Genomic DNA, 25,926 nt, shown 5'->3' with positions numbered 1-25,926 from the left:
TACTTAATCATCGGTTTCAATTAATAATACCATATCCGTAAAAAAATGTCAACAATGTTTTTTTTCAGAAAAGAAATTTTTTTATTTTTTTAAAAAAAGAACACAGAAAAAATAAAGTGCATCAAAAGAGAAGCTTGAAGAATGGTTCAAAAAAAAATCAAAAAATAAACCCTACCCCCATAGGGGGGGTTGACACAGAAAAAAAAGTATGATATTATTCAGGCATAAAGTAAATCTCGAGGTGATTAATATATGAAAACAGATAAGGAAAAAGCAGTATTGATGTTAAAAACGTGTCGTGGACAGATTGATGCAACATTAAAGATGATAGATGATGGAAGATATTGTCTAGATGTAGTAAATCAAATTTTAGCGGCAGAAGCTTTATTGAAAAAAGCAAATAAATTAATTTTAAAACAACATATGGAAAGTTGTGTAAAAAATGCTTTTAGCAGTACAGATGTTGATGAAAAAATTGGTGAAGTTGTGGATGTCTTAAATAAAATTATGAAGTAAGAGGAGAGAATCATGAAAGATAATACATTCAAAATAGAGGGAATGACTTGTTCAGCTTGTTCAGGTCATGTCGAAAAGGCAGTTAGAAAATTAAACGGAATAATAGAAGCAAATGTAAATTTAGCAACAGAAAAATTGGTTGTCAAATATGATGAGAAAAAATTGAATAATCATGAAATTATAAATGCAGTTGAAAATGCAGGATATAAAGCTATTCCAGTAGAGGAGTTTGATTCATCTAAAAGTGAAGATACTAGAGAGAAAGAGATCAAAGAACTTTGGAACAGATTTATTGTATCACTTATATTTACAATACCGTTATTGATAATCTCAATGGGACATATGGTTGGATATTCACTTCCAGACTTTATCTCACCTGAGATGAGTCCAAAAACATTTTCGATGGCTCAGCTACTTTTGACAACACCAGTTATGTTGGTTGGATATAAATTCTTTAAGGTAGGAGTTAGAACGCTATTAAAAAGAAGTCCAAATATGGATTCACTAATAGCTATTGGAACTTCGGCAGCTTATGTGTATGGTGTATTTGCAGTTGTAAAAATATTTGGTGGAGAACCAAGATATGCTCACGAATTATATTTTGAGTCAGCAGCAACAATTTTACTGCTTATAACTCTTGGAAAATATTTAGAAGCTGTAAGTAAAGGGAAAACATCAGAAGCTATAAAAAAACTTATGGGATTAGCTCCAAAAACTGCTCGTATAGAAGTTGAAGGAAGAGAGGTAGTTATACCTTTAGAAGATGTAAAGGTTGGAGATACAGTTATTGTTAAACCTGGAGATAAGATTCCTGTGGATGGGGTTGTTATTGAAGGAAGTACAGCTATAGATGAATCTATGTTAACTGGAGAGAGTATCCCTGTTGAAAAAGTTATTGGTTCATCAATTATAGGAGCAAGTATAAATAAAAATGGTTCTATAAAGTATAAAGCAACAAAAGTTGGAAAAGATACAGCTTTAGCTCAAATTATAAAACTTGTAGAAGATGCTCAAGGTTCAAAAGCTCCAATTGCAAAGTTAGCAGACATAATATCAGGTTACTTTGTACCAGTTGTAATAGTACTAGCAATTCTTTCTGGATTAAGTTGGTATCTAGCTACAAAAGATTTAGAGTTTGCACTTACAATATTTATATCAGTTTTAGTAATAGCTTGTCCATGTGCTTTAGGACTTGCAACACCGACAGCTATAATGATAGGAACTGGAAAAGGTGCCGAGTATGGAGTTCTAATTAAAAGTGGAGAGGCATTAGAGTCTGCTCACAAAGTAAAAACAGTTATATTTGATAAAACAGGAACAATCACAGAGGGGAAACCTAAGGTTACAGATATATTAGTAGAGAGCATAATCTCAAAAGATGAGCTTTTAGTTTTAGCTGCAAGTGCTGAAAAAGGTTCAGAGCATCCTTTAGGAGAAGCTATTGTAAAAGCTGCTGAGGATAAAAAAATGGATCTTAAAAAAGTTGACTCGTTCGTGGCTATCCCAGGGCATGGAATAAAAGTTGAGATAGAAGGAAAAGAGGTTCTTTTAGGGAATAAAAAGCTGATGATTGAAAGCGAAATAGATTTAAAAAGTTTAGAGAATAAATCAGATTTATTAGCTAGTGAAGGAAAAACACCTATGTTTATCTCAATAGAGAAAGAGATAGCTGGTATTATAGCTGTAGCTGATACAGTTAAAGAAAACTCTAAAAAAGCTATAGAGGTTCTTCATGCTATGGGAATCGAAGTTGCAATGATAACTGGAGACAATAGAAAAACAGCTGAAGCTATAGCAGCTCAAGTTGGAATAGATAGAGTATTCGCAGAAGTTTTACCAAAAGATAAAGCGGCTGAAGTAAAAAGATTGCAAGATGAGGGTAAAAAAGTTGCAATGGTTGGAGATGGAATAAATGATGCTCCAGCTCTAGCTCAAGCAGATGTTGGAATTGCGATAGGTTCTGGAACTGACGTTGCAATTGAATCAGCAGATATAGTTTTAATGAGAAGTGATTTAATGGATGTTCCTACAGCTATAAAGTTAAGTAGAGAAACTATTAAAAATATAAAGCAGAATCTATTCTGGGCATTTGGATACAATATTCTAGGAATACCTGTGGCAATGGGAGTGTTACATCTGTTTGGTGGACCGCTATTAAGTCCAATGATAGCAGGTGGAGCTATGAGTATAAGTTCAGTGTCAGTTATAAGTAATGCTTTAAGATTAAAAGGATTTAAGCCAGATAAAATATCAGACAAAGGGAGCGAGAAAGTTATGAAAAAGAAAGTTTTAATCAATGGAATGAGTTGCATGAGATGTGTTAAGCATGTAAAGGAAGCTTTAGAAAGTTTAAACGGAGTTGAAGCTGTAGAAGTTAGCCTTCCTGAAAACTGTGCAATAGTTTCTGGAGATGTTTCAGAAGAGGCGATTGTAAATATATTAAAAGAGAATGATTACGAAGTTATAAATATTGAAAAAGTAGCATAATAATTGAAGCCATCTAGAAATTTTTTAGGTGGCTTTTCTATATTTTAAAAAATAAAAAATGTATACTATTTAACTATAAAATTTTATTGAAAAATTTTGGAATTTATGTAATAATACTATATGTTGTAAAAAGAAAAAGAGAACGACACAAGATGTTGTGTTTAGGAGGCTTATAATGATAAAGGTATTTGGTAAAGAAGATTGTAGTAAATGTGAAACTTTAAAGAGAATTTTAGATGAAAAAGGCTTAGAATATGAGTACATTCAAGATTTAAAAACTCTTATGATCGTAGCAAGTAAGGCTAGAATTATGAGTGCACCTGTTGTTGAAAAAGATGGAAAATACTACTCGATGGAAAGTTTTTTAGAGGTTCTATAAAATGAGACAGGTTATAAATAGAGCTGGAATAAGGGAAAATTTAGATATAACTAAAATTAGAGAGAAACTTCAAAGAGCTTGTGAAGGTTTAGAAGTAAATATGATTGAGTTAGAAAGTCATATAGAGTCAATCTATCAAGAGAATATAACGACTAAGAAAATTCAAGAGTCTCTAATCAATCAAGCTGTAGCTATGACCAGTTTTGATGAGAGTGATTGGACATATGTAGCTGGAAGATTACTTATGATGGAAACAGAGAGAGAGGTTTTTCATAAAAGAGGGTTCTCTTATGGAAAGTTTTTTGAGAGTATAAAAAAATTAGTAGAGTTAGGAATATATGACGATAGATTGCTAAACTATTCAGAAGAGGAAGTTTTAGAGCTTCAAAAGGCTATCGATATATCAAGAGATATGATGTATGACTATGCTGGTGCGAATATGTTTGTAAATAGATATCTATTAAAATATAGAGGGGATATTTTCGAATTACCTCAAGAAGTTTTTATGTGTATCGCTATGCTTTTAGCCATAAATGAAGAAGATAAGGTAGGAGTTGCAAAAAGATTTTATGAAGCACTATCGCTGAAAAAAGTTTCATTGGCGACACCAATTTTAGCAAATTTAAGACTTCCAAATGGAAATCTTTCATCATGTTTTATTACAGCAATGGATGACAATATAGAATCTATTTTCTATAATGTAGATACAGTTGCAAAAATTAGTAAAAATGGTGGAGGAGTAGGTTTAAATATATCAAGAGTTAGAGCAAAAAACTCGATGGTAAATGGGTACTATAATGCCAGTGGAGGAGTAGTTCCTTGGATAAAAATTATAAATGATACTGCTGTTGCTGTTAATCAGCAAGGAAGAAGAGCTGGAGCTGTTACAGTGGCTTTAGATTCTTGGCACTTAGATATAGAACATTTCTTAGAGCTTCAAACAGAAAATGGAGATCAAAGAGGAAAGGCTTATGATATCTATCCGCAAGTTGTATTGTCGGATATGTTTATGAGAAGAGTTGAAGAGGATGCCGCTTGGACTTTAGTTGATCCATATGAGATTCGTAAAAAATATGATGTTGAACTATGTGAAATCTACGGAGAGCAGTTTGAAGAGTTATATTTAAAAATAGAGGCTGATGATGAGCTAAATCTTAAAAAAGTTATAAAAGCTAGAGAGCTATTTAAAGAGATAATGAAAGTTCAAATAGAAACAGGAATGCCATATATTTTCTTTAAAGATAGAGCTAATAAGATGAATCATAATAGTCATGCTGGGATGATAGGAAATGGAAATCTTTGTATGGAAAGTTTCTCGAACTTCTCGCCAAGTAAAAAGTTTAACGAGGAAACTGAAGGTGAGATGGGTGTTAGAACTACAAAGTTGGGAGAGGTTCACACTTGTAATCTAGTTTCTATGAACTTAGCTGAGATAGAAAAAGAGGAGTTAGAGGAGATTGTAGATATATCTGTAAGAATTTTAGATAATACAATTGACCTAACGAAAACTCCAATAAAAGAGTCAGATAAACATAATTTAGCTTATAGAACTATAGGTGTTGGAACTATGGGATTAGCTGATTACTTAGCTAGAGAGTTTATGATATATGATGAATCTTTAAATGAGATAGATGAGTTGTTTGAAGAGATTGCAATTTACAGTGTAAAATCATCTGCAAAACTTGCGAAAACTAGAGGAGTATATCCTATGTTTAAAGGTTCAATGTGGGATAAAGGTATTTTCTTTGGAAAAGAGAAAGCTGAATACTTAGAAAGTTCAAAGTTTGCTGAGAAATGGGCAGAGGCTTTCGATTTAGTAGAAACTTATGGGTTGCGTAATGGTGAGCTTACAGCAATAGCACCAAACACATCAACATCACTACTTATGGGTTCGACAGCTTCTGTAAATCCTACTTTCTCTAGATTCTATATAGAGAAAAATCAAAAGGGTGCTGTTCCAAGAGTTGTAAAACATTTAAAAGATAGAGCTTGGTTCTATCCAGAGTTTAAAAATGTGGACCCAAAGACTTATGTGACAATTATGAGTAGAATTGGAAAATGGATAACTCAAGGTGTTTCTATGGAACTAATTTTTGATTTAAATAAAGATATAAGAGCAAAAGATATATACGATACCTTTATGACAGCTTGGAAAGAGGGATGTAAATCGGTTTATTATATAAGAACGATACAGAAAAATACAAATATAGTTAATGAAAAAGAGGAGTGTGAGAGCTGCAGTGGATAGAAAAAAACTTTTTAATCCTTTAGGAAACGACTCTTTATCTGAGAGAAAAATTATAAAGGGTGATAGTACAAATATATTTAATCTGAATAATGTTAAATATGGTTGGGCAAACCAACTTTATAGATCGATGATGGGTAACTTCTGGATTCCAGAAAAAATTGACTTAACTCAAGATAAAAATGACTATGAGAATCTGACTGATGAAGAAGCAGCGGCATACGATGGGATACTATCATTTTTAATATTTTTAGATAGTATTCAAACAAATAATATTCCAAATGTATCAGATTATATAACAGCTCCAGAGATAAATTTGATTCTTTCGATTCAGACTTTCCAAGAGGCTATTCACTCACAATCTTATCAATATATAATAGAGTCTATTCTTCCAAAAGAGATTAGAAACTCAATCTATGATAAATGGAGAGAGGATGAGGTTCTGTTTAAAAGAAACAGATATATAGCAGAGATATATCAAAGTTTCTTAGAAAATCCGAGTGATGAAAACTTCTCAAGAGTTATTGTAGCGGATTACCTTCTAGAGGCAATATATTTCTATAATGGATTTAATTTCTTCTATCTTTTAGCAAGTAGAAATAGAATGATGGGAACATCTGATATAATTAAACTTATAAATAGAGATGAGTTATCACATGTCGTTATATTTGGGCAGTTAATTAAAGAGATTAAAAATGAAAATCCAGGATTCTTCTCGGATGATATGATATATGAGATGTTTAAAAATGCTGTTGATGAAGAGATAGCTTGGACAAATCATATAATCGGAAATGGGATTTTAGGTATAACTGAAGAAACGACTGAAAGATATACGAAGTGGTTAGCAAATGAGAGATTAAAAACTATTGGGTTAAAACCAATATATGAAGGGTTTGAAAAAAATCCGTATAGACATTTAGAAAAATTTGCAGATACAGAGGGAGAGGGAAATGTTAAAGCAAACTTCTTCGAAGGAACTGTAACGAGTTACAATATGAGTTCATCTGTAGATGGATGGGATGAATTCTAATAGTGGTTAACAAACAAAAAACGACAGATTTTTTCTGTCGTTTTATTATTTAGAATGATAATGTACCACCTATATAGTAATTTCTTTCTGGTGCTGGAGTTGCTGTATTTTTAGTTTCAGAATAGTTATATTTATCATTGAATATATTATTGATACCACCGCTTACAACAAAAAATTCATTTATTTTATATTGTAATGAAAGATCTGTGAAGTGATATCCAGAAACTTTTGTAGTAAATGTAGAGTTATCCTCATTAAACTCTCTAACAGTTGATTTACCGACGTAATTAAATGCAAGACCTGCATTGAATTTAGATGTAAATTTATAGTCAGCTTTTAAAGTAAGTTTTCCTTCTGGAGCTAATGGAACCTTTTCATCTTTAAAATCTCCACTAGTTATTTTTGAATCTATATAAGTGATACCTTCACTGATTGTAAGTTTATCAAAGTAGTGTTCAGCAAAAATTTCTGTTCCGATTCTTCTAGTTTTAGCAAGATTTTCGTAAGCCCACCATTTTGTAGCTGGGTTGTGTACATTCCCTTGAATTAAAGTAATCTCATCGTTTGTATATGTTGTGAATACACTCCAAGAAAGATAAGTATTTCCAACAAAATCTCTAATTCCAATTTCAAAGTTATCAGAAGTTTCTGATTTTAAATCGTTACTTGTATATTCTAAATTTTGATTTTTATTAGTTATTTGACCAGGCATTGGAGATATAAATCCTCTTTCATATCTTCCAAAAACACTTCCTGTATCACTGTATGTATAGTTAAGACCAATTTCAGCAGCGAAATTGTCAGATTCTCTTTCGTCACTAATAGTTTTTGATGTATTTATGGGTTTCATAGGAGAAGCCGTCACATTGGTATTGCTTATTCTATCTCCACCAAAAGTCGAATGCTCATATCTTAGTCCAGTAATTAGATTTAACTTATCGGTAAGTTCATATTTATTAAGAGCATAAACAGCGTTTGTCTCTTTATATACATCATTTAATATATCGATATTTACATCTGCATTCATTCCTATAGGTAGTGGATTTCCATTCATAAGAGGATAAAATTTTCCAGATGTTGTTATATAGCTAGCTCTTTTTAGTTTAGTGTTGTTATAATCATATCCAAGAACTAACTCTCCTTTATCATAAGAGTACTTACCTCTAATTTTAGCACCTTTTGATTTTTCATCAAATCTTCCATCCATTCTAGCAGGTAAATCATAGCCAATTAAATCAAATGGCATGGAACCAATTTTATCCATTTTGTAATCCATTATAGAATCTTCTATGAAGTTTCTTTTATATCTTTGGTCATAAAGAGTTGTAAGTAAAGTTAGTTGGTTATTAACTTTTAACTCGTAATCTAAAGTGTAGCTTTCTCTGTCACTATTACTTTGAACAGGGAAACCAGCTATTTTTCTATCTTTTGCTAGCTCCTCTCTCATAGGAGCAGTTGAAGTATCCTCGTTACCTCTAAATTTTGTTCCTTGGAACTTTATTCTTTGATTTGGAGTTAATCTATAATCAAATCCTCCTGTAAAGCTTCCATTTTCTTTTTGATCTCCATCTCTATATCCTTTTCCATTTAGATATGAGTAGCCAGTATTTATATAAAGATTATCATTTACATTATAACCAGTACTGAATGAGATTTTATTTGTATCGTAAGAGTGATTGCCGTAGTTTAAAATAAAATAATCTTTTCTTTCGGTAGCTTTTGTAATTATGTTAACTACTCCACCAGCTGTACCAGATCCATTTAAAACTGCTCCTCCTCCAGGAATAACTTCAATTTTTTCAATAGAATTAACAGGAATTGTATTGATAGGTAGAGTTCCCATTGATTCATCGAGAGGGTTTATAGCGACACCATCAACTAAAACCTTGACTCTTGAAAGAGCTCTTTCTCCATTTCCTCTTAAATCAATAACTGGTCCAAAGTATGTTTCTTGAACCATAACATTTGGTGAATCTCGTAAAACTTCTTCTACATTTTTATACTCTTTTTTCTCTAAATTTTCTTTTGTGATTAGAATAATATTTTTATTTTCTTTCCCCAATTTTTCTTCGAAACCTGTTGTAGATGCGATTACTGTGTCTTCTAATTTAACTCCTTGTTCCTCTGCAGTTGTTAAAATACTTATAATTCCCAATAAAATTAAAGTTTTTTTCATATTTTAAAGCATCCTCCCCATAAATAAATTGACAAAATTAAAATAAACTATTACAATTGTAGTATAAAGTAATTTGAAAGTCAAATGTTTTTGTAACGAAAAAATTTGTAGTTGGGAGAGGGAAGATGTTTAAAACAAGATTTAAATCACATCATGATGTAAAAGATGTAATCTTATCAAAAAGTAAAAGAAAGTTAAAATTACCGACTTCTTATTGGAAGTTAATGAATAAAGAACCAGAAGATTTAGATGGTGGAATATATGTTCACGTACCATTCTGCGATAAGATTTGTTCATTCTGCAATATGAATAGAAAGCAATTAGACAATGATTTGGAGGATTATACAAAGTTTCTAATAAAAGAAATTAATAAATATAGAGATAAAGTTTATATTCAAAAGAAAAAATTCTCTGTAATTTTCTTTGGTGGAGGAACACCGACGATATTAAAGCCTCATCAGTTAGAAAAGGTTCTATCAACTTTGAGAGAGGTATTTCCTTTAGACGAAACTTATGAGTTTACTTTTGAGACGACTTTACATAATTTAACTTGGGAAAAGTTGGAGATAATGAAAAAATATGGAGTAAACAGATTGAGTATTGGAATTCAAACGTTCTCAAACAGAGGAAGAAAATTACTTAATAGAACTTATGAGCAAGAGTTTGTTGCGAATAGAGTGAAAGAGATAAAAGAGAAGTTTGGTGGATTGGTTTGCTTAGATATAATTTATAACTATTTAGATCAGTCTTTAGAAGAGGTTCTTGAAGATGCAAGAATAGTAGGAGAAGTAGCACCAGATAGCGTAAGTTTCTATTCACTTATGATACATGATGGATCATCAATTTCAAAAGATCTAAGTTCTGGAGAAAAAAGTTTTGATTATAAAACTGAAAGAGATAGAGAGCTACATGATGCTTTCTTAAATAATTTATTAAATAATGGATATGAAGTTTTAGAACATACAAAACTTACAAGAGGAACAGATTCATATAGATATATAAGAAATGTTCATAAATTAAAAGATTTAATTCCTATAGGAGTTGGAGCAGGTGGAAGAGTTCAAAATATGGAGTTATACCATTTAAATAAGTTAGTAACATTCTACTCTGAAGATTCTGAGCAAGTTATGAAGATGAAAAGAATATCTGGATTAACTCAATATGAGCATGTTGCTTTAGAGGATTTAAAATTGGTTGCAGGAGAGAGATATCCGAAACTTTATGAAGCGTTACAGAACTTAGAAAAAGAAGGATATATTGAATTAGGAGAAACTGAGTATAAGTATACACAAAAAGGGATTTTCTGGGGAAATAATATATCATCATTATTAGTTGAAGCATACTTTGAAGGATAAAAAGGGGAGATAAATGAGAAAGACAGCACTTATATATTCATCGTTGACAGGAAATACAAAAAAAGTAGGAGAAGCTATTTTTGAAATTATAGAAGGAGAAAAAGCTATATTCTCTGTAGAAGAGGTTACACCAGAGATGATAAAAAATTATGATAGAATAATTTTTGGATTCTGGGTAGATAAAGGAACTGCAGATGCTAGAATTAGAAAATTATTGGGTAAAACTTCAGGTAAAGAGGTAGCTTTCTTTGGAACTTTAGGAGCTGAACCTGATTCAGACCATGGAAAAAAAGTTCATAGAAGAGTTACAGAGCTTTGTACTAAGAACAACACTCTTCTTGGAGGATTTTTATCTTTAGGAAAAGTTGCAGATAAATTAGTAGAAAGAATGGGGAAATTCCCAATCAATTTAATTCATCCATTAACTCCTGAAAGATTAGCAAGAATTGAAAATGCAAGTACTCATCCAGATGAGCAAGATTTTGAGAATGCACAAAAATATTTTAAAATGATTTTAGGATAAAGTTGTATATAATAGATAAAAAAAGGTGTGGAGCAGTTCAAGCTTCACACCTTTTTGTTTAAAGTATTAATTAAGTTTTTCTAAAATCTCTTCGATAGACTGCTTTCCAAATACAACTTCGTTATCATTTATAATAAGAGCGGGAACTCCCATTAAATTAAATTTATCTTTTAAAGTTGGGAAGGCAAAAATATCAATCATTTCAGCTGATATATGAGGGTTCTCTATCGCTAATCTATGAGCTCCAGTAACAACTTCAGGACAAAGAGAACAAGATAAAGAAACGGCTATTTTTAAGTTCACATCCTTATTTAAAGATGCGATTTTTGTTTTTAAATCCGGTGAAATCTCTTGACCAGGGCCAGCTATATTGTATAGTGCTAGAATGAATGAGTTTAACTCATGTCCACTTGGAAGACCAGAGAATTTAACTCCTCTAAAATTATTTTCAGAGTCTAAGATAGCGATAGTAGGATAATTTTCCAACTTTATTTTTTTCTCTAGTTCAGGATTTTCTTTTTCCTTGTAAAGTTTTAAACTTATTTTATCAGAGATATCAGAGATTTCTGTTAGGAATGAATCTATATCTTTTGAAAGTGCAGATTCATTTAATATTGCTACAATTTTAATATTAGTTTTGAATCTTTCAAAGATACCTGTAAGTTGAGAGATGATTCCTTCATCTAGGAATTTAGAATCTGAAACTTCTTTAGATATATCAGAAGTTGTAGCTACTTTTTTCTCTTCTTTTTCTATTCCTAGTCTCTCTCTTTTATCTTCGACAACTTTTTCTAAAACAGTTGCAGCAAGTGCACCATCAGCTACTGCAGTTACAACCTGTCTCAGTCTTTTAGGTCTAATATCTCCGATTGCATAAACGCCCTCTACATTTGTTTGTAAATCCTCATTAGTTATAATATATCCAGCAGAGTCTAGCTGAATATGAGATTTAAATAGATCACTTTGTGGCTTATATCCTATGAATACAAAGATTCCAAATGATTCGTTATTAGCAGGAATATATTCCCAAGTTGTGTTCGTAGAGTTATCTCTAAAAATAGCTTTTCTAAGTTTTGTATCTCCGCTAGCCTCTAAAATCTCAGAATTAAATTTAACTTCGATTTTGGGATGTTTTAAAACCTTTTCAGCTATAGATTTAGCACATGTAAACTCAGGTTCCCTAGCTATAATAGTAACTTTTCTAGCAAATTTAGTTAGAAACATCGCCTCTTCTGCGGCTGCATATCCAGCACCAATAACAAAAACTTCAAGTCTTGTAAAGAATTCTCCATCACATGTAGCACAATAAGCTACTCCTCTTCCAGTGAACTCTAATTCACCTGGGAATCCAAGTTTTCTAGGATTAGCTCCCGTAGCGATAATTGTGCTAAGAGCTTTGTATGTTCCAGAAGTTGTTAAAATTTCTTTTATATCATTTTGAAAATTCATATCTGTAACTTCAGCTTTTAAAAATTCTACTCCAAATCCAACAGCCTGCTCTTTCATATGAGCACCTAAATGATGACCTGAAATCTCTTTTATACCAGGATAGTTAACAACTTCTGAAGTTGTTGTAATTTGTCCACCGACTTCTCCCTTTTCAATAATAAGAACATCCATTTGTGCTCTACCGGCATAAATTCCAGCGGATAATCCAGCAGGACCGCCGCCTATAATTATTAAATCATATATTTTTTCCATATTTCACCTCATAAAAGTATCGATTATATAGTGTTTAAAAATTAAAGGCACTAAGAAGTGCCTTTAAAGTTATTATTTAAATTATTAGATTTTTCCAATTAAGTCTAAAGATGGTTTTAAAGTTTCTGAACCAGGTTTCCACTTAGCAGGACAAACTTGTCCACCGTGTTGAGCAACGAATTGAGCAGCTTGAACTTTTCTTAATAGCTCTCCTGCATCTCTTCCTATTCCTAAGTCGTGGATTTCGTATGCAACGATTTTTCCTTCAGGATTTATAACGAAACTTCCTCTTAAAGCTAATCCCTCTTCTGGAATTAAAACTCCAAACATTTCAGAAATTTTTCTTGTAGGATCTGCAATCATAGGGTATTGAATTTTTTTGATAGTTTCAGAAGTATCATGCCACGCCTTATGAACGAAGTGAGTATCTGTTGAAACAGAATAGATTTCACAGTTGATATCTTTAAAACTAGCATAGTTGTCTGCTAAGTCTCCTAACTCAGTAGGACAAACAAAAGTAAAGTCTGCAGGATAGAAGAAGAATACTGACCATTTTCCTTTTATAGATTCGTTTGTAACCTCAATAAAATCTCCGTTGTGATAAGCTTGAGCTTTGAATTCTCCAATATTTTTTCCAATTAATGACATTTGATAACCTCCTATATTTTATAATTATTATTAATTTGTAATCATTACAAACTAATAATAATTTATTTTTGAAAAAAAGTCAAGTTTTTATTTAAAAATATTTTGAATATTAAAATATTGTTACTTGCACATAGGTTAGTTACTTAAAAAAAATAGATTTCCTTTAATAAAAATAAAAAAAATATTGATAAAATAAATTTGACAATTCTATCGAAGCGTAATAAACTTACTAATAGGGTAAACAATATATTTTAAGGGGGTTTAAAATGTCGAATGAAAAAAAAGATAATTTGATATTTAAGCTAGTATTTGGTGTAGTAGTAGGTTTGATTATTGGTTTGTTTGCGAATGAATCTTTGATTGGAGTCGTTCAAACAATTAAATTTATCTTGGGGCAGGTTATATCATTTATAGTTCCGTTGATAATTTTAGGTTTTATAGCACCAGCTATAACTAAGATGAAATCGAATGCGAGTAAGATGCTTGTAGCCATGTTGATATTAGCGTATATGTCATCAGTTGGAGCAGCTTTATTCTCGATGATTTCAGGATATGCAATAATTCCGATGTTGAATATAGTGACAGTTGTAGATGGATTGAAAGAGTTGCCACCAATGCTGTTTAAATTGAATATTCCACCAGTTTTATCGGTAATGTCAGCTTTGGTTTTAGCTCTGTTTTTAGGACTTGCAATAGTATGGACAAATTCAAAAAAATTAGAAGCAGCTTTAGATGAGTTTAATAATGTTATTCTATCTATCGTTCACAGAATAATAATACCAATACTTCCATTTTTTATAGCATCAACGTTTGCTACTTTAGCATATGAGGGAAGTATTACAAAACAACTACCTGTATTTTTAAAAGTTGTAGTTATAGTTTTAATAGGACATTTTATTTGGTTAACTATTTTATATAGTATTGGTGGAGCAGTGTCAAAACAAAATCCATTTAACTTATTAAAAAGTTATGGTCCAGCGTATTTGACAGCTGTAGGAACAATGTCTTCAGCAGCTACACTTCCAGTTGCTCTATCTTGTGCTAAGAAGTCAAACACTCTAGATGAAGATGTAGCTAACTTTGCTATTCCTTTGGGAGCGACAGTTCATCTATGTGGATCTGTTCTTACAGAAGTATTCTTTGTAATGACTGTATCTCAGGTTTTATATGGAACACTTCCAACAATGGGAACTATGATTTTATTTATAGTTTTACTGGGAATATTTGCAATAGGAGCTCCAGGGGTTCCGGGAGGAACGGTTATGGCCTCTTTAGGAATAATTGCATCTGTGCTAGGATTTGATGATACAGGAATAGCTTTGATGCTAACAATCTTTGCACTTCAAGATAGTTTTGGAACTGCTTGTAATGTGGTTGGAGATGGAGCATTAGCTTTAATACTTAACGGTTTGTTTAAAAAAAATAAAAATTAATGAAAAAAACTCTCCTTTCTTGTAAAAGGAGAGTTTTTAATTTATAATATTGGGATAGAGGAAAAATAGGAGGTGGAAAATGTATAAAAGTTATAATTTTGATGAGATTAAAGAAAGAGTTGAAGATTTAAAAAAAATAGATTCGGATTTTAAAATTGATAAAGAGTTGAAAAGAGATGATCTATTTTTTGCTCTTGAAATAAAAGATGAGATTATAGGATACATTTTTTTAACGAAAAAAAATGACGATTATTTTTTAAATAGAATTTTTGTAAGAAAAGATGAACGATTTAAATCTTATGGAAAAAAATTAATTTCATTTATTGTTAATACTGAAATAAAAAAAGGAAGTTTAATAGTAGAAAATCCCATTGAGATTTGTAATTTTTTAATGAAAATAGGGTTTGAAAAAGATAAGAATGAAATGTATATTTTGAAGAATTTAGAGGAGAAGGCTTCTAGAAAAAAAGAGGGGCAAAAAACTGTAATCTCTTCAATAATTTGGAATATAATCTTGGCAGCAACTAAAATAGGGTTTGGAATGATATCTAATTCTAGAGCACTATTAGCCGATGGATTTAATTCATTGTCAGATGTTGTTACATCAGCTGGAATTTTGCTAGGAATTCATTTCAGTAATATGCCAGAGGATGAAGACCATCCGTTTGGGCATGAGAAAATCGAAAGTGTTATTGGTGTTGTCATGGGAATATTTATGATTTTGACAGCATTTGAATTAGGAAAAGGTGGAGTTGAGCTAATACTTTCAGGAGAAAAGCGAGCTGTTCCAGGAACTGTAGCTATATACTTTGGATTGTTTTCATCTGTTGTAAAGTACTTTATGTATAAACAAAAGATGAGGGTTGGAATAGAAACAGATAATAGAGCTTTAATAGCTGATGCAAAAGATAGTAGAAATGATATCTTTTCATCTTTAGGAGTAGTTTTAGGAATAGGGTTATCAATATTTGTAAATCCTATATTTGATGTACTTATAAGTATACTGGTTTCTGTGGTAATTTTTAAAGAGGGAGTTCATGTTATTTTAGATATAACAGATACAATACTAGATAAACAGGATATACAGTTTATAGATGATATTAAAAAGTATATCTATGAAAATACGGATATAAAAAATGTACATGATCTGATGATGAGAAAATCAGGGGATAAGATATTTTTAGAGTTTCATATAAGAGTACCTAAAGATATGACTGTTTATAAGGCACATAAAATAGCTGATGACTTAGAGAATTCGATAAAACAGGATTTTCCATTGGTAAAAAATATAACGATACATTTAGATTGTATAATAGATTAAAAGAAGGAGAAGAGATGAGAATATTATTATTTATGTTTACTTTATCGACATTAATATTTGGTAAAAATATTGATACAAATGAGGTGTTGAAGAATTTAAGTAATCCAGAGTGGGTATTTGTTGACACGAGAGATACTAATGAATATAACGGATGGAACTTGTCAAATTTAGAGAAAAATGGACATATAAAAGGAGCTACAGATTTTTCATATACTTGGTTAGATGCTGAATACTTAAATTCTAAGAATGAAGAGATTTTAAAACAAAGAGTTGTTGAAAAAGGGATTGTTAAAGAAAAAAATATCGTTTTATATGGTGTTGATAATTCTCAAATAGCAAAGGTAGAAAATTATCTAAAGGAAAATGGTTTAGATGAGGTTTATACATATAACTTGATTGAAAATAAAGATTATACTCAAATTCCTTTTGAAGTTTATGAAGGCTATGAGATGTTAGTTCCACCAAGTTGGCTAAAAGAAAAATTAGAGAAAAAAGAAGTTAAGGTTTATGAAGCTTCTTGGGGAAGTATAAAGGATGCCGCAGTTTATGTTGCTAACCATATCCCTGGTGCTCCGCATATTAATACGGATAGTATAGAACCACCACCTGAGTGGATGATAAATACAGATGAAAATCTAATTAAATTTGCAGCAGAGATTGGTATATCAAAAGATGATGCTATTGTTTTATATGGTGATGATGTAATGGCGTCTTATAGATTGGCAATTATCTTTAAATATTTAGGAGTTAAAGATGTTAGAGTTTTAAATGGTGGTTTAGCAGCTTGGAAAAAAGCAGGATACAAAACAGATATGGGTGTAGTAAAGGCTACCCCAATAAAAGAATTTGGATCTAAGACGCCGATTAATAAAAAATTGATAGTGGATGAAGTTGGAGCAAAAGAGGTATTAGAAGATAACAATAAAGTTTTAGTAGATATTAGATCATATAATGAGAGAATAGGAAAAGAATCTGGGTACTCTTATATGCACAGAAAAGGTAGAATTCCAGGATCGATTTGGGGAAAATCAGGAAGCAAATCAACAACTTTAGAAGATTATAGAAATGTTGATAATACTATGAGAAATGGGTATGAGATTATATCTATGTGGAATGAGCTAAAAATTTCAGAGGAAAAAGAATTAACATTCTTCTGTGGATCTGGATGGAGAGCTGCGGAAGTTCTATTTTATTCAGAGGTTATGGGATTGAAAAATAACTCTCTTTATTCTGACGGATGGATTGGATGGAGTGCAAATTCACAAAATCCAATTGAGATAGGAGAAGAGAGATAAAATAAAAAGGAATCAAACAAAGGTTTGATTCCTTTTTTTTATGCATCGTCATATTTTTCAAAATTATTACTTTTAAGCATTGTTTGAACTTTTTTTATATACGCTCCTTTTAATTCTGAGTAGCTTGTTAAACCGTAAGCTATCTGTGTAGGAGATTCGCCAGCATGAACTCTGGTTCTAAGTGATTTATATGCATTAACTCTAGAAAGAGTTAGAACAAAATCTTTAACAGAATCTTTAATAGAATCATATTCTTTATAAGTACGATTAGTATGTTTAAATGCATTCATACCAAAAAGATTATTTTTTTCTTTAAAAACTCTTGATGTTCCCCAGCCACTTTCTATTGCTGCTTGAGATAAAATTAAAGAAGTTGGATATTTAATCATTCTTCTTTTTAACTCAGGCCAATTATAAGCAGAGACTTTATAGGCTTTAAAAATTCTATCTAATTCTTTTTTTTCTTCCGTAGTATGTGATGTTTTTTTTGATAAAGCATCAATGATAGATATATCTCTATCGATTTCTTGGTTTACTACTTCAATACTAGGGAGTAGCATTGAAATAAATGCTTCTTTTCTATTCGTGACACTTAATTTTTTTAGATCCAATCCATCTAAAGAGTAGACGTGATTTCCAGTAGGTTTTCTCTCTAAATCTTTAACTGATTTAACTTCTATAGTTTTATATTTGATTTCATGTGGAATATGAAAATCAATTTCAGTAGAAAATGAGATAGATGAATAAAGGAAAAAAGTAAGCATGCAGATAATTAATTTTTTCAACATAACCTCTCCTTTATTAAAATAATTTTTGTATAGACTAGATTATATATGAAAATATATGAAAAATCAATAAAAAATTTACAGAGAACAAAAGGTGTAGTATAATAAAACGATATAAAAATTTAAATAAAAGTGGGAGATGAAAATGACGTTAGAACGAAAAAAATCATTATTTTCAATAACGATTCCGATCTTTTTAGAGTTGTTACTAGTGACAGTAGTGGGAAATATTGATACGATTATGCTTGGAAGATTCAGTGATAAGGCTGTAGGGGCAGTTGGAGGTATGAGTCAGGTATTATTGATTCAAAATACAATTCTAAGTTTTATCTGTTTAGGTACTACGATACTAATGGCTCAATTTATAGGAGCTAAAAATCATAAATCAACAAAAGAGGTAATTGCTGTTTCTTTAATAATGAATGTGTTCATAGGTCTAGTTCTAGGTCTGGTATACTTTATAGGTTGGGAATGGATTTTAGTAAAAATAAAATTACCTTTAGCTTTGAGAGATATGGGAATGAATTATTTTAAACTTGTTGGAGGTCTTTGTATATTCCAAGCGATTTCGTTAACGAATGGAGCTATTTTAAAAAGTTATGGAAATACAAAACCGATGCTTTTTGTAAATATAGGAGTTAACCTTTTAAATATTTTAGGAAATGGTATGTTTATATTTGGATGGTTGGGAGCACCTGTTTTAGGAGTTACAGGAGTTGGGCTATCAACAGTATTCTCGAGATTTATAGGAGCTATAGTTTCTCTGGTAGTTATGTCATATTTCTGTAAGTTTAGATTTGAAGATTTGAAAAAATTTACTTTCGAAAAAGTAAAAAAAATATTATCGATAGGAATTCCGACAGCTGGAGAGCATCTAACTTGGAGTCTAACACAAGTTATAATACTTTCTATGGTAAATACGATGGGAACAATAGAGATTACAGCAAGAACATACTTAGCATTGATTTCATCTTTTATTATGATATTCTCGATAGCATTAGGACATGGAACGGCTATTCAAGTTGGACAACTTGTTGGTGCAGGAGATAAGGATAAAGCTTATGATCAGTGTATGAGAAGTTTAACACTTTCATTTATTTCGGCGACAATTATTTCTTTATTGGTGTATATTTTTAGATATGGAATTATGGAGATGTTTACAAAGGATGCAGAAGTAATAAAAGCTGCAGCGAAAGTTTTCCCGTGGATGATATATATTGAAACTGGAAGAACATTTAATATAGTTGTAATAAATGCACTTCATGCAGCAGGAGATATAAAATTCCCGATGATTATGGGATGTATCGTTATGTTAGGAGTTGCAGCACCACTTTCTTGGATTTTAGGAATAAGAATGGAATGGATGTTAGTTGGAGTTTGGATAGCTAATGGAACAGATGAATGGATAAGAGGATTTGGAATGCTTTGGCGTTGGAAAACAAAGAGATGGATGGCCAAAGGGTTTATATAAAAAAAACGGATTTTTTAATCCGTTTTTTTTTATTTTTTTATTACTTTGAAAAGTATATTTTAGTATGATAATATTCCAAATTTAACAAGTATCATAGCGATTGTATATATAACTGGGAATGTGATTATTGTTCTTAAGATGAAAAACTTCGCAACATCTAAGATAGAGAATCCCATTTTAGAGTTAACAAGAATCATTCCTGTTTCACTCAAGAAGATTAGTTGCGCAAACGACAGCGTTCCAACAATGAATCTAGCTACTTCACTAGTAGTATTTTCAATGAATAATGCAGGTAAATACATGTCAGAGAATCCAACAATCATAGCTGGTGCCATTTGAGATGCAACCTCTTGTGAGAATCCAAGCATTTTTAAGATTGGCATTAAAGGCATAGAAAGTATATTGAAGAAACTTGTATTTTCAGCAATAACTAAACCGATAGAACCAACACACATAATAACCGGAATAAATGTAATGTAGATAACTAAAACTTTGAATAATGAATCTACAACAATCTCTTTTTCAGATGCCTTTCCAGCAGTTGATGTAGCTAAGTGTAAAGCCTCTGCAAAACTTTTAGCTCCATTATCATCAACTTTGTTACCTTCGAAATATTCATTTTTAAACTTTTTTAATGGTAATCTAGCGATAATAAATCCAGCAACTATAGTTGAGAAAGCTATTGTTCCGTAGAATACCCAGAAAATTTTCGAAAATTGTAATAAATCAGCAACAACAGCAGCAAATGAAATACCAACGATAGAGAATGAAGTTGCGATTATAGCAGCCTCTCTTTGAGTGTAGTATCCTTTTTGATATTGTTGATCTGTAACTACTATACCAATTGTTCCATCTCCTAAGAATGAAGCAAGAGCATCAATAGCAGCATAACCAGGAACCTTGAATACTTTTTTCATAATTGGAGCGATAAGTGTTCCAATAAATTCAACAAGTCCAAAAGATGTAAGTAGTGGCATTAACATAACTCCTATGAAGAAAGTAACCATAAGAGGAGGAATCATATCTCCAGCCATTAATCCACCAGTATTCTCATTACTTAAAAATTCAGGTGCAACTCCAAGTGAGATCATTATAAACATTAAAGATCCACCAATTCTTAAAATACCACTAAGTTTATCAGTCACGAAAAGGTCATTTAAGTATTGCTCTTTAAAGCTTTTTTTAATAAATCCTAAGATTGTTCCAGCTATTGTTATTGTAGAACAGAACATTATTAGGAAATTAACCCAACTTGAATAGTTATTTAGAACAAAGTTTTTTAGGTGACCCATTATTATAGAAGACTCACCACCAATTGAAATAGGAGCTAAAAAAGCTAATAGTCCTATTAAAGAATAAATACCAAATTTTAGTATTGCCATTATAAAAAACCTCCAGAAATTTTAAAATTTCTGCCAAATAAAAAAACATACTTAATAAAAAGTATGCCTGAATTGAGAACTTATATTATTAAGCGTATTACTATGGCAGCTTCGTAATACTTAATTCACAGGAACATGTCGTCATCGCCATCGGCCTTAGGCTCAAAACATATAAGTGAACTAACCTCTGTTTAAATTGTCAGTTAAGTATACATTAAAATAAAGAGATTGTAAAGAAAAAAATAAAAAATAAAAGATAGAGTACGGAAATAGAGTAGTAATCTTATAAGTACTTAAAAGGAAGGTGATTTATGTATTCGAAAGATGATATGATTTTGTGGTCTATGATAGGATCTATGATTGTAGATGTAGGTAGATTAGAAGTTTTAGCTTTTTCACCTGAGTATTTATTTAAGGTTTTTAGAAGATCAAGTGAGTTAGGAGTAAATGTCTTTAAAGAGAGTTATAAGGATGTTTTAGAAATTATAAACGAATTGAAAGATGGAGTAGAGAAAGAAAAAATAAAGAATTTGTTTGGTGATTTTAAGATTTTGAGAGATCTGAAAAATGGAATACAAAAAGAAAAAAATCTAATGGAGAAAGAGAATATAAAAATGTGTACATATTTTTGTTCTGATTATCCTGAGAAGTTGCGATTGTGTAAAACGCCACCATTTGTTTTATATTATAAAGGAAAACCTTTAGATAATGATTTTTTGACTGACAGCATATCGATAGTAGGAACGAGAAATCCTGAAGATGAAAAAATAACACAATTTACAGAGGAGATTGTAAGAAATCTTAAGCAAAAATTGAGATATAATATAAGTGGTTTGGCCTTAGGGTGTGATACGATTGGGCATAAAATAACAATGGAGCATGAGATAAAAAATATAGCTATCTTAGGTCAAGGGCTAGGAACAGAGATATATCCAAAAGAAAATTTAGAATTGAGTAAAGAGATACTTGAAAATGAGGGGACGCTAGTTTCAGAACTTCCTCCGAGTATAGGTGTTAGAGGGATTTATTTGTTGGCAAGAAATAGACTTCAAGCTTATTTAGCTGAGGAGTTATTAGTTTTGGAGACGGGAAATAAAGGTGGAACAATAACGACTATAAAAGCAGCTTTTTTAGAAAAAAGAAAAGTTTATATCAGAAATATAAAGAAGAATCAAACTATGTTTACGTTGAAGAATATATCGAAATTGACATTTATAAGTTGTTATTCTGATATGGAGATAATAAAAATTTTGACAGCAAAGCCAGCAACACTTTTTACATTTAAGTTTTCTTAAAGTGGTGTACCTGAAGAGAATTGAACTCATGACCTACTCCTTAGGAGGGAGTTGCTCTATCCAACTGAGCTACAGATACACGTAATGTAGTCAAAATTTAACATAAAAAAAATATCTTGTCAAGAAAAAAGAGTGATAAAATTCCGGGTTATTTTACCTGAGAAAAAAAGTCACTCTTTACTTTTTTTAACTGCTTGACATTAGGTCTAAACATGAAGTATAATTGACATTATGTTTCATATAATTACAATTTTGGAGGGGTTTTATGAAGAGAGTTTCGGTTTTATTAGGAGCATTAGCTCTAACAACAGTAGCATCGGCAGCACCAACAAAAATTGGAGTGACAATTTATCGTTATGATGACAACTTTATGTCAACAGTGAGACAAAGTATTGAAGCAGTTGCAAAAAATGATAAAGATGTTGAAGTATTAATGAACGATTCACAAAATGACCAATCTAAACAAAATGATCAGGTGGATGTTTTAATTGCAAAAGGTGTTGACGCTTTAGCAATTAACTTAGTTGATCCAGCTGCAGCATCAACAGTTATAGCAAAAGCAAAAGCAGAAGATATTCCAGTTGTATTCTACAATAAAGAACCATCTAAGGCTGATATGGATAGCTATGATAAAGCTTATTATGTGGGAACAGACTCAAAAGAATCTGGAGTAATCCAAGGTGAATTAATAGCTAAACATTGGGCTATGCATCCTGAATGGGATTTAAATAAAGATGGGGTAGTTCAATATGTTTTATTAAAAGGAGAGCCTGGACATCCAGATGCAGAAGCTAGAACAACTTATGTAACAAAAACTCTTAACGAAAAAGGAGTAAAAACTCAAGAGTTACATATGGATACTGGTATGTGGGATGCAGCTATGGCAAAAGATAAAATGGAAGCTTGGTTATCAGGACCAAATGGAGATAAAATAGAGGTAGTTATTGCAAATAACGATGGAATGGCTATGGGAGCAGTAGAAGCTTTAAAAGCTAACGGTAGAGCAAAAACACCAGTATTTGGAGTTGATGCGTTAGCTGAGGTTTTAGTTATGGTGGAAAATGGAGAGATAGCTGGAACTGTGTTAAATGATGGTAAAAATCAAGGAGAAGCTACATATGAAATAGCTAAAAACTTAGCAAGAAAGAAAGCTCCAACAGAAGGAACTAAGTGGGAGTTAAAAGATAAGATATTAAGAGTACCATATGTAGGTGTAGATAAAGACAATTTAAATGATTTTAAAAAGTAATAGGTGAGGGGAGGTATAAGCCTCCCTTTCTTTAATAAAACTTAGAGATTAAAGAGGAGATATTTATGGAGAAATATTTACTAGAGATGGTAGAGGTATCAAAATCTTTTCCTGGAGTTAAAGCTCTAGATAAAGTTAATTTAAAAATAAGACCTCATACTGTTCATGCTTTGATGGGTGAAAATGGAGCAGGAAAGTCAACGTTAATGAAATGTTTATTTGGAATTTATTCTAAAGATGAGGGTAAGGTATTTTTAGATGGAAAAGAGGTAAACTTTATATCAGCTAAAGATGCTTTAGAAAATGGAGTTTCTATGGTTCATCAGGAGCTGAACCAAGTTTTACAAAGAACTGTAATGGACAATGTCTGGTTAGGTAGATATCCGTTAAAAGGGATATTTGTAGATCATAAAAAGATGTACGAAGATACAAAAGAGATATTCAAAGAGTTAGAAATAGATGTAGACCCGAAAGCAAAGGTTTCAACACTATCTGTTTCACAGATGCAGATGGTTGAAATAGCAAAAGCCTTTTCTTATAATTCTAAGATAATAGTAATGGATGAGCCGACATCCTCTCTAACGGAAAAAGAGGTGGGACATCTTTTTAAGATTATCAAAAAATTGACAGACAGAGGTTGTGGAGTTGTTTATATATCTCATAAGATGGAGGAGATAAAAGAGATTTGTGATGATATAACGATACTTAGGGATGGGCAATGGGTAGCTACAAAAAGTTTAGATGGAATAACAACAGATGAGATTATTAGTATGATGGTTGGAAGATCTTTAACTCAGAGATTCCCTGAAAAGACAAATCATCCAGAAAATATTATTTTAGAGGTTGAAGGATTGACAGCTAAAAATGGGCCATCAATAATGGATGTAACTTTTAATCTAAGAAAAGGAGAGATTTTAGGAATTGCAGGGTTGGTTGGTTCTAAAAGAACAGATATAGTTGAAACAATTTTTGGAATCAGAGAGAAATCGACTGGAACAGTTACAATCAATGGAAAAGTGGTGGAAAATAGAAGTAGTTTGGAAGCGATACAAAATGGATTTGCACTTGTAACGGAAGAACGAAGAGCTACAGGAATATTTCCACAACTAAATGTTGAGTTTAACTCTTTGATTTCAAATATGAGTCACTATGAGGGAAAGAATAAATTATTAAATGGAAATAAAATGTACGGAGATACAAAATGGGTTATAGATTCGATGAGAGTTAAAACTCCAAATCAAAAAACGCCTATAGGAAATCTTTCTGGTGGAAATCAACAAAAAGTAATTATTGGAAGATGGCTTTTAACTAGTCCAGATATTTTGATGTTAGATGAGCCAACAAGGGGAATAGATGTAGGAGCTAAATATGAAATTTATCAATTGATGCTAGATTTGGCAAATAAAGGAAAGGGTATAATAATGATATCTTCTGAGATGCCAGAACTTTTAGGAGTTACTGATAGAATTTTGGTTATGAGTAATGGAAGAATAGCGGGGATAGTTGATACAAAAGAAACAACTCAAGAAGAGATTTTAAAATTAGCATCATTATATTTATAGATCGTGGGAGGATAAAATGGAACTAAATAATGAAGAGAAAAAAAATGGTTTCTTTAAGGGGAAAGATACAAAAAAACTTTTATTAGATGGAGGATTGTATATTGTTCTTCTAATATTGATAGCAGGAATAATAATAAAAGAACCGGCGTTCTTAAGTTTTAGAAATATGAGAAATATTTTAACGCAATCATCTGTTAGAACAATCTTGGCTCTTGGTGTTGCGGGTATAATAGTAACTCAAGGAACAGATCTTTCAGTAGGAAGACAAGTTGGATTGTCGGCAGTAATTTCAGCAACACTATTACAAGCTGTTACAAATGTTAATAAGGTATTTCCTGGATTAGATACGTTACCAATACCAGTAGTTATTTTAATAATATGTGTAATTGGAGCTTTTGTAGGATTTTTAAATGGATTTGTTGTTGCATACCTAAATGTAACACCGTTTGTTGCTACTTTAGGATCGATGATAATAATATATGGAGCGAACTCTTTGTATTATGATTATGTTGGAGCATCTCCAATTGCAGGATTCTCTAAAAGTTTTACAACTTTTGCACAGGGATTTTTTACAATAGGAGGATTTAGATTTAATTATCTAATAATATATGCAGCATTAGCAGTATTGTTTATTTGGATTTTATGGAATAAAACAACATTTGGAAAGAATCTCTTTGCAGTTGGTGGAAATCCTGAAGCTGCAAGAGTATCGGGAGTAAATGTAAAGAAAACACTTTTACTAGTTTATACTTTATCAGGAATCTTCTATGCATTCGGTGGAATGTTAGAAGCGGGAAGAGTTGGAAGTGCTACAAATAACTTAGGGAACATGTATGAGATGGATGCTATAGCTGCTTGTGTAGTTGGAGGAGTTTCATTCTCAGGAGGAGTTGGAACAGTTCCAGGAGTTTTAATTGGAGTTATAATATTTACAGTTATAAACTACGGATTGACGTTTATAGGAGTAAACCCATATTGGCAATATATAATAAAAGGGGTAATAATAGTGATGGCAGTTGCTTTAGATACGTTAAAGTATGTAAAGAAGAAATAGAAAAATTAGAATAAAAAAA

The 25,926-nt window shown here is 31.4% G+C and carries 20 protein-coding genes and 1 tRNA gene; 15 read left to right on the top strand and 6 right to left on the bottom strand.

What is annotated here, in order from left to right; genetic code table 11:
* The first annotated feature begins 252 nt into the window (after positions 1 to 252).
* The 5 genes from L992_RS13530 to L992_RS09070 all read left to right on the top strand — a co-directional run bounded on the left by L992_RS13530 (position 253) and on the right by L992_RS09070 (position 6,657).
* Positions 253 to 516, top strand: a complete 264-nt coding sequence (locus L992_RS13530; protein ID WP_047381359.1) for a metal-sensing transcriptional repressor — start codon at positions 253 to 255, stop codon at positions 514 to 516.
* Positions 517 to 528: 12 nt separating this feature from the next.
* Positions 529 to 3,003: a heavy metal translocating P-type ATPase gene (locus L992_RS09085; protein ID WP_156110671.1), complete on the top strand. Its 2,475-nt coding sequence runs from the start codon at positions 529 to 531 to the stop codon at positions 3,001 to 3,003.
* A gap of 175 nt (positions 3,004 to 3,178) precedes the next feature.
* The gene (locus L992_RS09080) at positions 3,179 to 3,382 is read left to right on the top strand and encodes a glutaredoxin domain-containing protein (protein ID WP_047381357.1); all 204 of its coding nucleotides are present in this window, start codon (positions 3,179 to 3,181) and stop codon (positions 3,380 to 3,382) included.
* A 1-nt stretch (position 3,383) separates the two neighbouring features.
* Positions 3,384 to 5,630: a ribonucleoside-diphosphate reductase subunit alpha gene (locus tag L992_RS09075; RefSeq protein ID WP_047395766.1), complete on the top strand. Its 2,247-nt coding sequence runs from the start codon at positions 3,384 to 3,386 to the stop codon at positions 5,628 to 5,630.
* A complete protein-coding gene (locus tag L992_RS09070) occupies positions 5,623 to 6,657 on the top strand; it encodes a ribonucleotide-diphosphate reductase subunit beta (protein ID WP_047381351.1) in 1,035 nt (344 codons plus the stop codon). Before L992_RS09075 ends, L992_RS09070 begins: the two co-directional genes overlap by 8 nt.
* A 49-nt stretch (positions 6,658 to 6,706) precedes the next feature.
* Here L992_RS09070 and L992_RS09065 read toward each other — a convergent pair whose 3' ends face one another.
* Positions 6,707 to 8,833 carry a TonB-dependent receptor gene (locus tag L992_RS09065; protein WP_047395763.1) on the bottom strand — a complete coding sequence of 709 codons (2,127 nt, stop codon included), beginning with the start codon at positions 8,831 to 8,833 and terminating at the stop codon, positions 6,707 to 6,709.
* Positions 8,834 to 8,958: 125 nt separating this feature from the next.
* On the opposite strand from L992_RS09065, the gene L992_RS09060 reads away from it, so the two are divergent.
* Both L992_RS09060 and L992_RS09055 read left to right on the top strand, forming a co-directional pair.
* Positions 8,959 to 10,188 (top strand): coproporphyrinogen-III oxidase family protein, encoded by a 1,230-nt coding sequence (locus L992_RS09060; protein ID WP_047381347.1) that lies wholly within the window; start codon positions 8,959 to 8,961, stop codon positions 10,186 to 10,188.
* Between the two features lie 13 nt (positions 10,189 to 10,201).
* Positions 10,202 to 10,711: a flavodoxin family protein gene (locus tag L992_RS09055; RefSeq protein ID WP_047381346.1), complete on the top strand. Its 510-nt coding sequence runs from the start codon at positions 10,202 to 10,204 to the stop codon at positions 10,709 to 10,711.
* A 66-nt stretch (positions 10,712 to 10,777) separates the two neighbouring features.
* Here the strand turns inward: L992_RS09055 and L992_RS09050 are convergent, their stop codons facing one another.
* Together L992_RS09050 and ahpC are read right to left on the bottom strand one after the other, a co-directional pair.
* Entirely contained in the window at positions 10,778 to 12,412 is a 1,635-nt protein-coding gene (locus tag L992_RS09050) for an FAD-dependent oxidoreductase (RefSeq protein ID WP_047395762.1), read from the bottom strand.
* 84 nt (positions 12,413 to 12,496) lie between these two features.
* Complete coding sequence (gene ahpC / locus L992_RS09045; RefSeq protein ID WP_047381341.1) at positions 12,497 to 13,060, bottom strand: alkyl hydroperoxide reductase subunit C; 564 nt, start codon at positions 13,058 to 13,060, stop codon at positions 12,497 to 12,499.
* A 266-nt stretch (positions 13,061 to 13,326) separates the two neighbouring features.
* On the opposite strand from ahpC, the gene L992_RS09040 reads away from it, so the two are divergent.
* The 3 genes from L992_RS09040 (at position 13,327) to L992_RS09030 (ending at position 17,109) form a co-directional block, all read left to right on the top strand.
* Entirely contained in the window at positions 13,327 to 14,493 is a 1,167-nt protein-coding gene (locus L992_RS09040) for a dicarboxylate/amino acid:cation symporter (protein ID WP_047381339.1), read from the top strand.
* Positions 14,494 to 14,572: 79 nt separating this feature from the next.
* Positions 14,573 to 15,814 carry a GNAT family N-acetyltransferase gene (locus L992_RS09035; protein WP_047381336.1) on the top strand — a complete coding sequence of 414 codons (1,242 nt, stop codon included), beginning with the start codon at positions 14,573 to 14,575 and terminating at the stop codon, positions 15,812 to 15,814.
* Between the two features lie 14 nt (positions 15,815 to 15,828).
* Positions 15,829 to 17,109 (top strand): rhodanese-like domain-containing protein, encoded by a 1,281-nt coding sequence (locus L992_RS09030; protein ID WP_052193955.1) that lies wholly within the window; start codon positions 15,829 to 15,831, stop codon positions 17,107 to 17,109.
* A gap of 38 nt (positions 17,110 to 17,147) precedes the next feature.
* Here the strand turns inward: L992_RS09030 and L992_RS09025 are convergent, their stop codons facing one another.
* The gene (locus L992_RS09025) at positions 17,148 to 17,897 is read right to left on the bottom strand and encodes a glucosaminidase domain-containing protein (RefSeq protein ID WP_052191650.1); all 750 of its coding nucleotides are present in this window, start codon (positions 17,895 to 17,897) and stop codon (positions 17,148 to 17,150) included.
* A gap of 142 nt (positions 17,898 to 18,039) precedes the next feature.
* On the opposite strand from L992_RS09025, the gene L992_RS09020 reads away from it, so the two are divergent.
* On the top strand, positions 18,040 to 19,365 hold the full coding sequence (locus tag L992_RS09020) for an MATE family efflux transporter (RefSeq protein ID WP_047381334.1): 1,326 nt from the start codon (positions 18,040 to 18,042) through the stop codon (positions 19,363 to 19,365).
* Positions 19,366 to 19,424: 59 nt separating this feature from the next.
* Here the strand turns inward: L992_RS09020 and L992_RS09015 are convergent, their stop codons facing one another.
* Positions 19,425 to 20,747, bottom strand: coding sequence for a YjiH family protein (locus L992_RS09015; RefSeq protein WP_047381332.1), 1,323 nt, complete (start codon positions 20,745 to 20,747; stop codon positions 19,425 to 19,427).
* A gap of 311 nt (positions 20,748 to 21,058) precedes the next feature.
* Here L992_RS09015 and L992_RS09010 point away from each other — a divergent pair, with 311 nt between their 5' ends.
* Positions 21,059 to 22,042 (top strand): DNA processing protein DprA, encoded by a 984-nt coding sequence (locus tag L992_RS09010; RefSeq protein WP_047395761.1) that lies wholly within the window; start codon positions 21,059 to 21,061, stop codon positions 22,040 to 22,042.
* A 2-nt stretch (positions 22,043 to 22,044) separates the two neighbouring features.
* Here L992_RS09010 and L992_RS09005 read toward each other — a convergent pair.
* Positions 22,045 to 22,121: transfer RNA gene (locus L992_RS09005), tRNA-Arg, on the bottom strand.
* Positions 22,122 to 22,307: 186 nt separating this feature from the next.
* Between L992_RS09005 and mglB the strand changes: the two genes are divergently transcribed.
* From mglB to mglC, 3 genes are all read left to right on the top strand, one after another.
* Entirely contained in the window at positions 22,308 to 23,291 is a 984-nt protein-coding gene (gene mglB / locus L992_RS09000; protein WP_047381328.1) for a galactose/glucose ABC transporter substrate-binding protein MglB, read from the top strand.
* 65 nt (positions 23,292 to 23,356) lie between these two features.
* A complete protein-coding gene (gene mglA / locus L992_RS08995; protein WP_047381326.1) occupies positions 23,357 to 24,853 on the top strand; it encodes a galactose/methyl galactoside ABC transporter ATP-binding protein MglA in 1,497 nt (498 codons plus the stop codon).
* Between the two features lie 16 nt (positions 24,854 to 24,869).
* A complete protein-coding gene (gene mglC / locus L992_RS08990; protein ID WP_047381325.1) occupies positions 24,870 to 25,907 on the top strand; it encodes a galactose/methyl galactoside ABC transporter permease MglC in 1,038 nt (345 codons plus the stop codon).
* Positions 25,908 to 25,926: the final 19 nt, after the last annotated feature.

The organism is Cetobacterium sp. ZOR0034, assembly GCF_000799075.1.
In the GTDB taxonomy this organism is placed as follows: domain Bacteria; phylum Fusobacteriota; class Fusobacteriia; order Fusobacteriales; family Fusobacteriaceae; genus Cetobacterium_A.
Note: the sequence above shows the minus strand (reverse complement) of the source record. Positions and strands in the feature narration are given on the sequence as shown.

Excerpts from the sequence above, each read along its gene's own strand:
- L992_RS09085 (WP_156110671.1), top strand. The coding sequence starts at position 529 with ATGAAAGATAATACATTCAAAATAGAGGGAATGACTTGTTCAGCTTGT.
- L992_RS13530 (WP_047381359.1), top strand. The coding sequence starts at position 253 with ATGAAAACAGATAAGGAAAAAGCAGTATTGATGTTAAAAACGTGTCGT.
- L992_RS09010 (WP_047395761.1), top strand. The coding sequence starts at position 21,059 with ATGTATTCGAAAGATGATATGATTTTGTGGTCTATGATAGGATCTATG.
- mglC (WP_047381325.1), top strand. The coding sequence starts at position 24,870 with ATGGAACTAAATAATGAAGAGAAAAAAAATGGTTTCTTTAAGGGGAAA.
- L992_RS09030 (WP_052193955.1), top strand. The coding sequence starts at position 15,829 with ATGAGAATATTATTATTTATGTTTACTTTATCGACATTAATATTTGGT.
- ahpC (WP_047381341.1), bottom strand. The coding sequence starts at position 13,060 with ATGTCATTAATTGGAAAAAATATTGGAGAATTCAAAGCTCAAGCTTAT.
- L992_RS09020 (WP_047381334.1), top strand. The coding sequence starts at position 18,040 with ATGACGTTAGAACGAAAAAAATCATTATTTTCAATAACGATTCCGATC.
- L992_RS09055 (WP_047381346.1), top strand. The coding sequence starts at position 10,202 with ATGAGAAAGACAGCACTTATATATTCATCGTTGACAGGAAATACAAAA.
- L992_RS09015 (WP_047381332.1), bottom strand. The coding sequence starts at position 20,747 with ATGGCAATACTAAAATTTGGTATTTATTCTTTAATAGGACTATTAGCT.
- L992_RS09040 (WP_047381339.1), top strand. The coding sequence starts at position 13,327 with ATGTCGAATGAAAAAAAAGATAATTTGATATTTAAGCTAGTATTTGGT.
- mglB (WP_047381328.1), top strand. The coding sequence starts at position 22,308 with ATGAAGAGAGTTTCGGTTTTATTAGGAGCATTAGCTCTAACAACAGTA.
- L992_RS09075 (WP_047395766.1), top strand. The coding sequence starts at position 3,384 with ATGAGACAGGTTATAAATAGAGCTGGAATAAGGGAAAATTTAGATATA.
- L992_RS09065 (WP_047395763.1), bottom strand. The coding sequence starts at position 8,833 with ATGAAAAAAACTTTAATTTTATTGGGAATTATAAGTATTTTAACAACT.
- L992_RS09025 (WP_052191650.1), bottom strand. The coding sequence starts at position 17,897 with ATGTTGAAAAAATTAATTATCTGCATGCTTACTTTTTTCCTTTATTCA.
- L992_RS09035 (WP_047381336.1), top strand. The coding sequence starts at position 14,573 with ATGTATAAAAGTTATAATTTTGATGAGATTAAAGAAAGAGTTGAAGAT.
- mglA (WP_047381326.1), top strand. The coding sequence starts at position 23,357 with ATGGAGAAATATTTACTAGAGATGGTAGAGGTATCAAAATCTTTTCCT.
- L992_RS09050 (WP_047395762.1), bottom strand. The coding sequence starts at position 12,412 with ATGGAAAAAATATATGATTTAATAATTATAGGCGGCGGTCCTGCTGGA.
- L992_RS09060 (WP_047381347.1), top strand. The coding sequence starts at position 8,959 with ATGTTTAAAACAAGATTTAAATCACATCATGATGTAAAAGATGTAATC.
- L992_RS09080 (WP_047381357.1), top strand. The coding sequence starts at position 3,179 with ATGATAAAGGTATTTGGTAAAGAAGATTGTAGTAAATGTGAAACTTTA.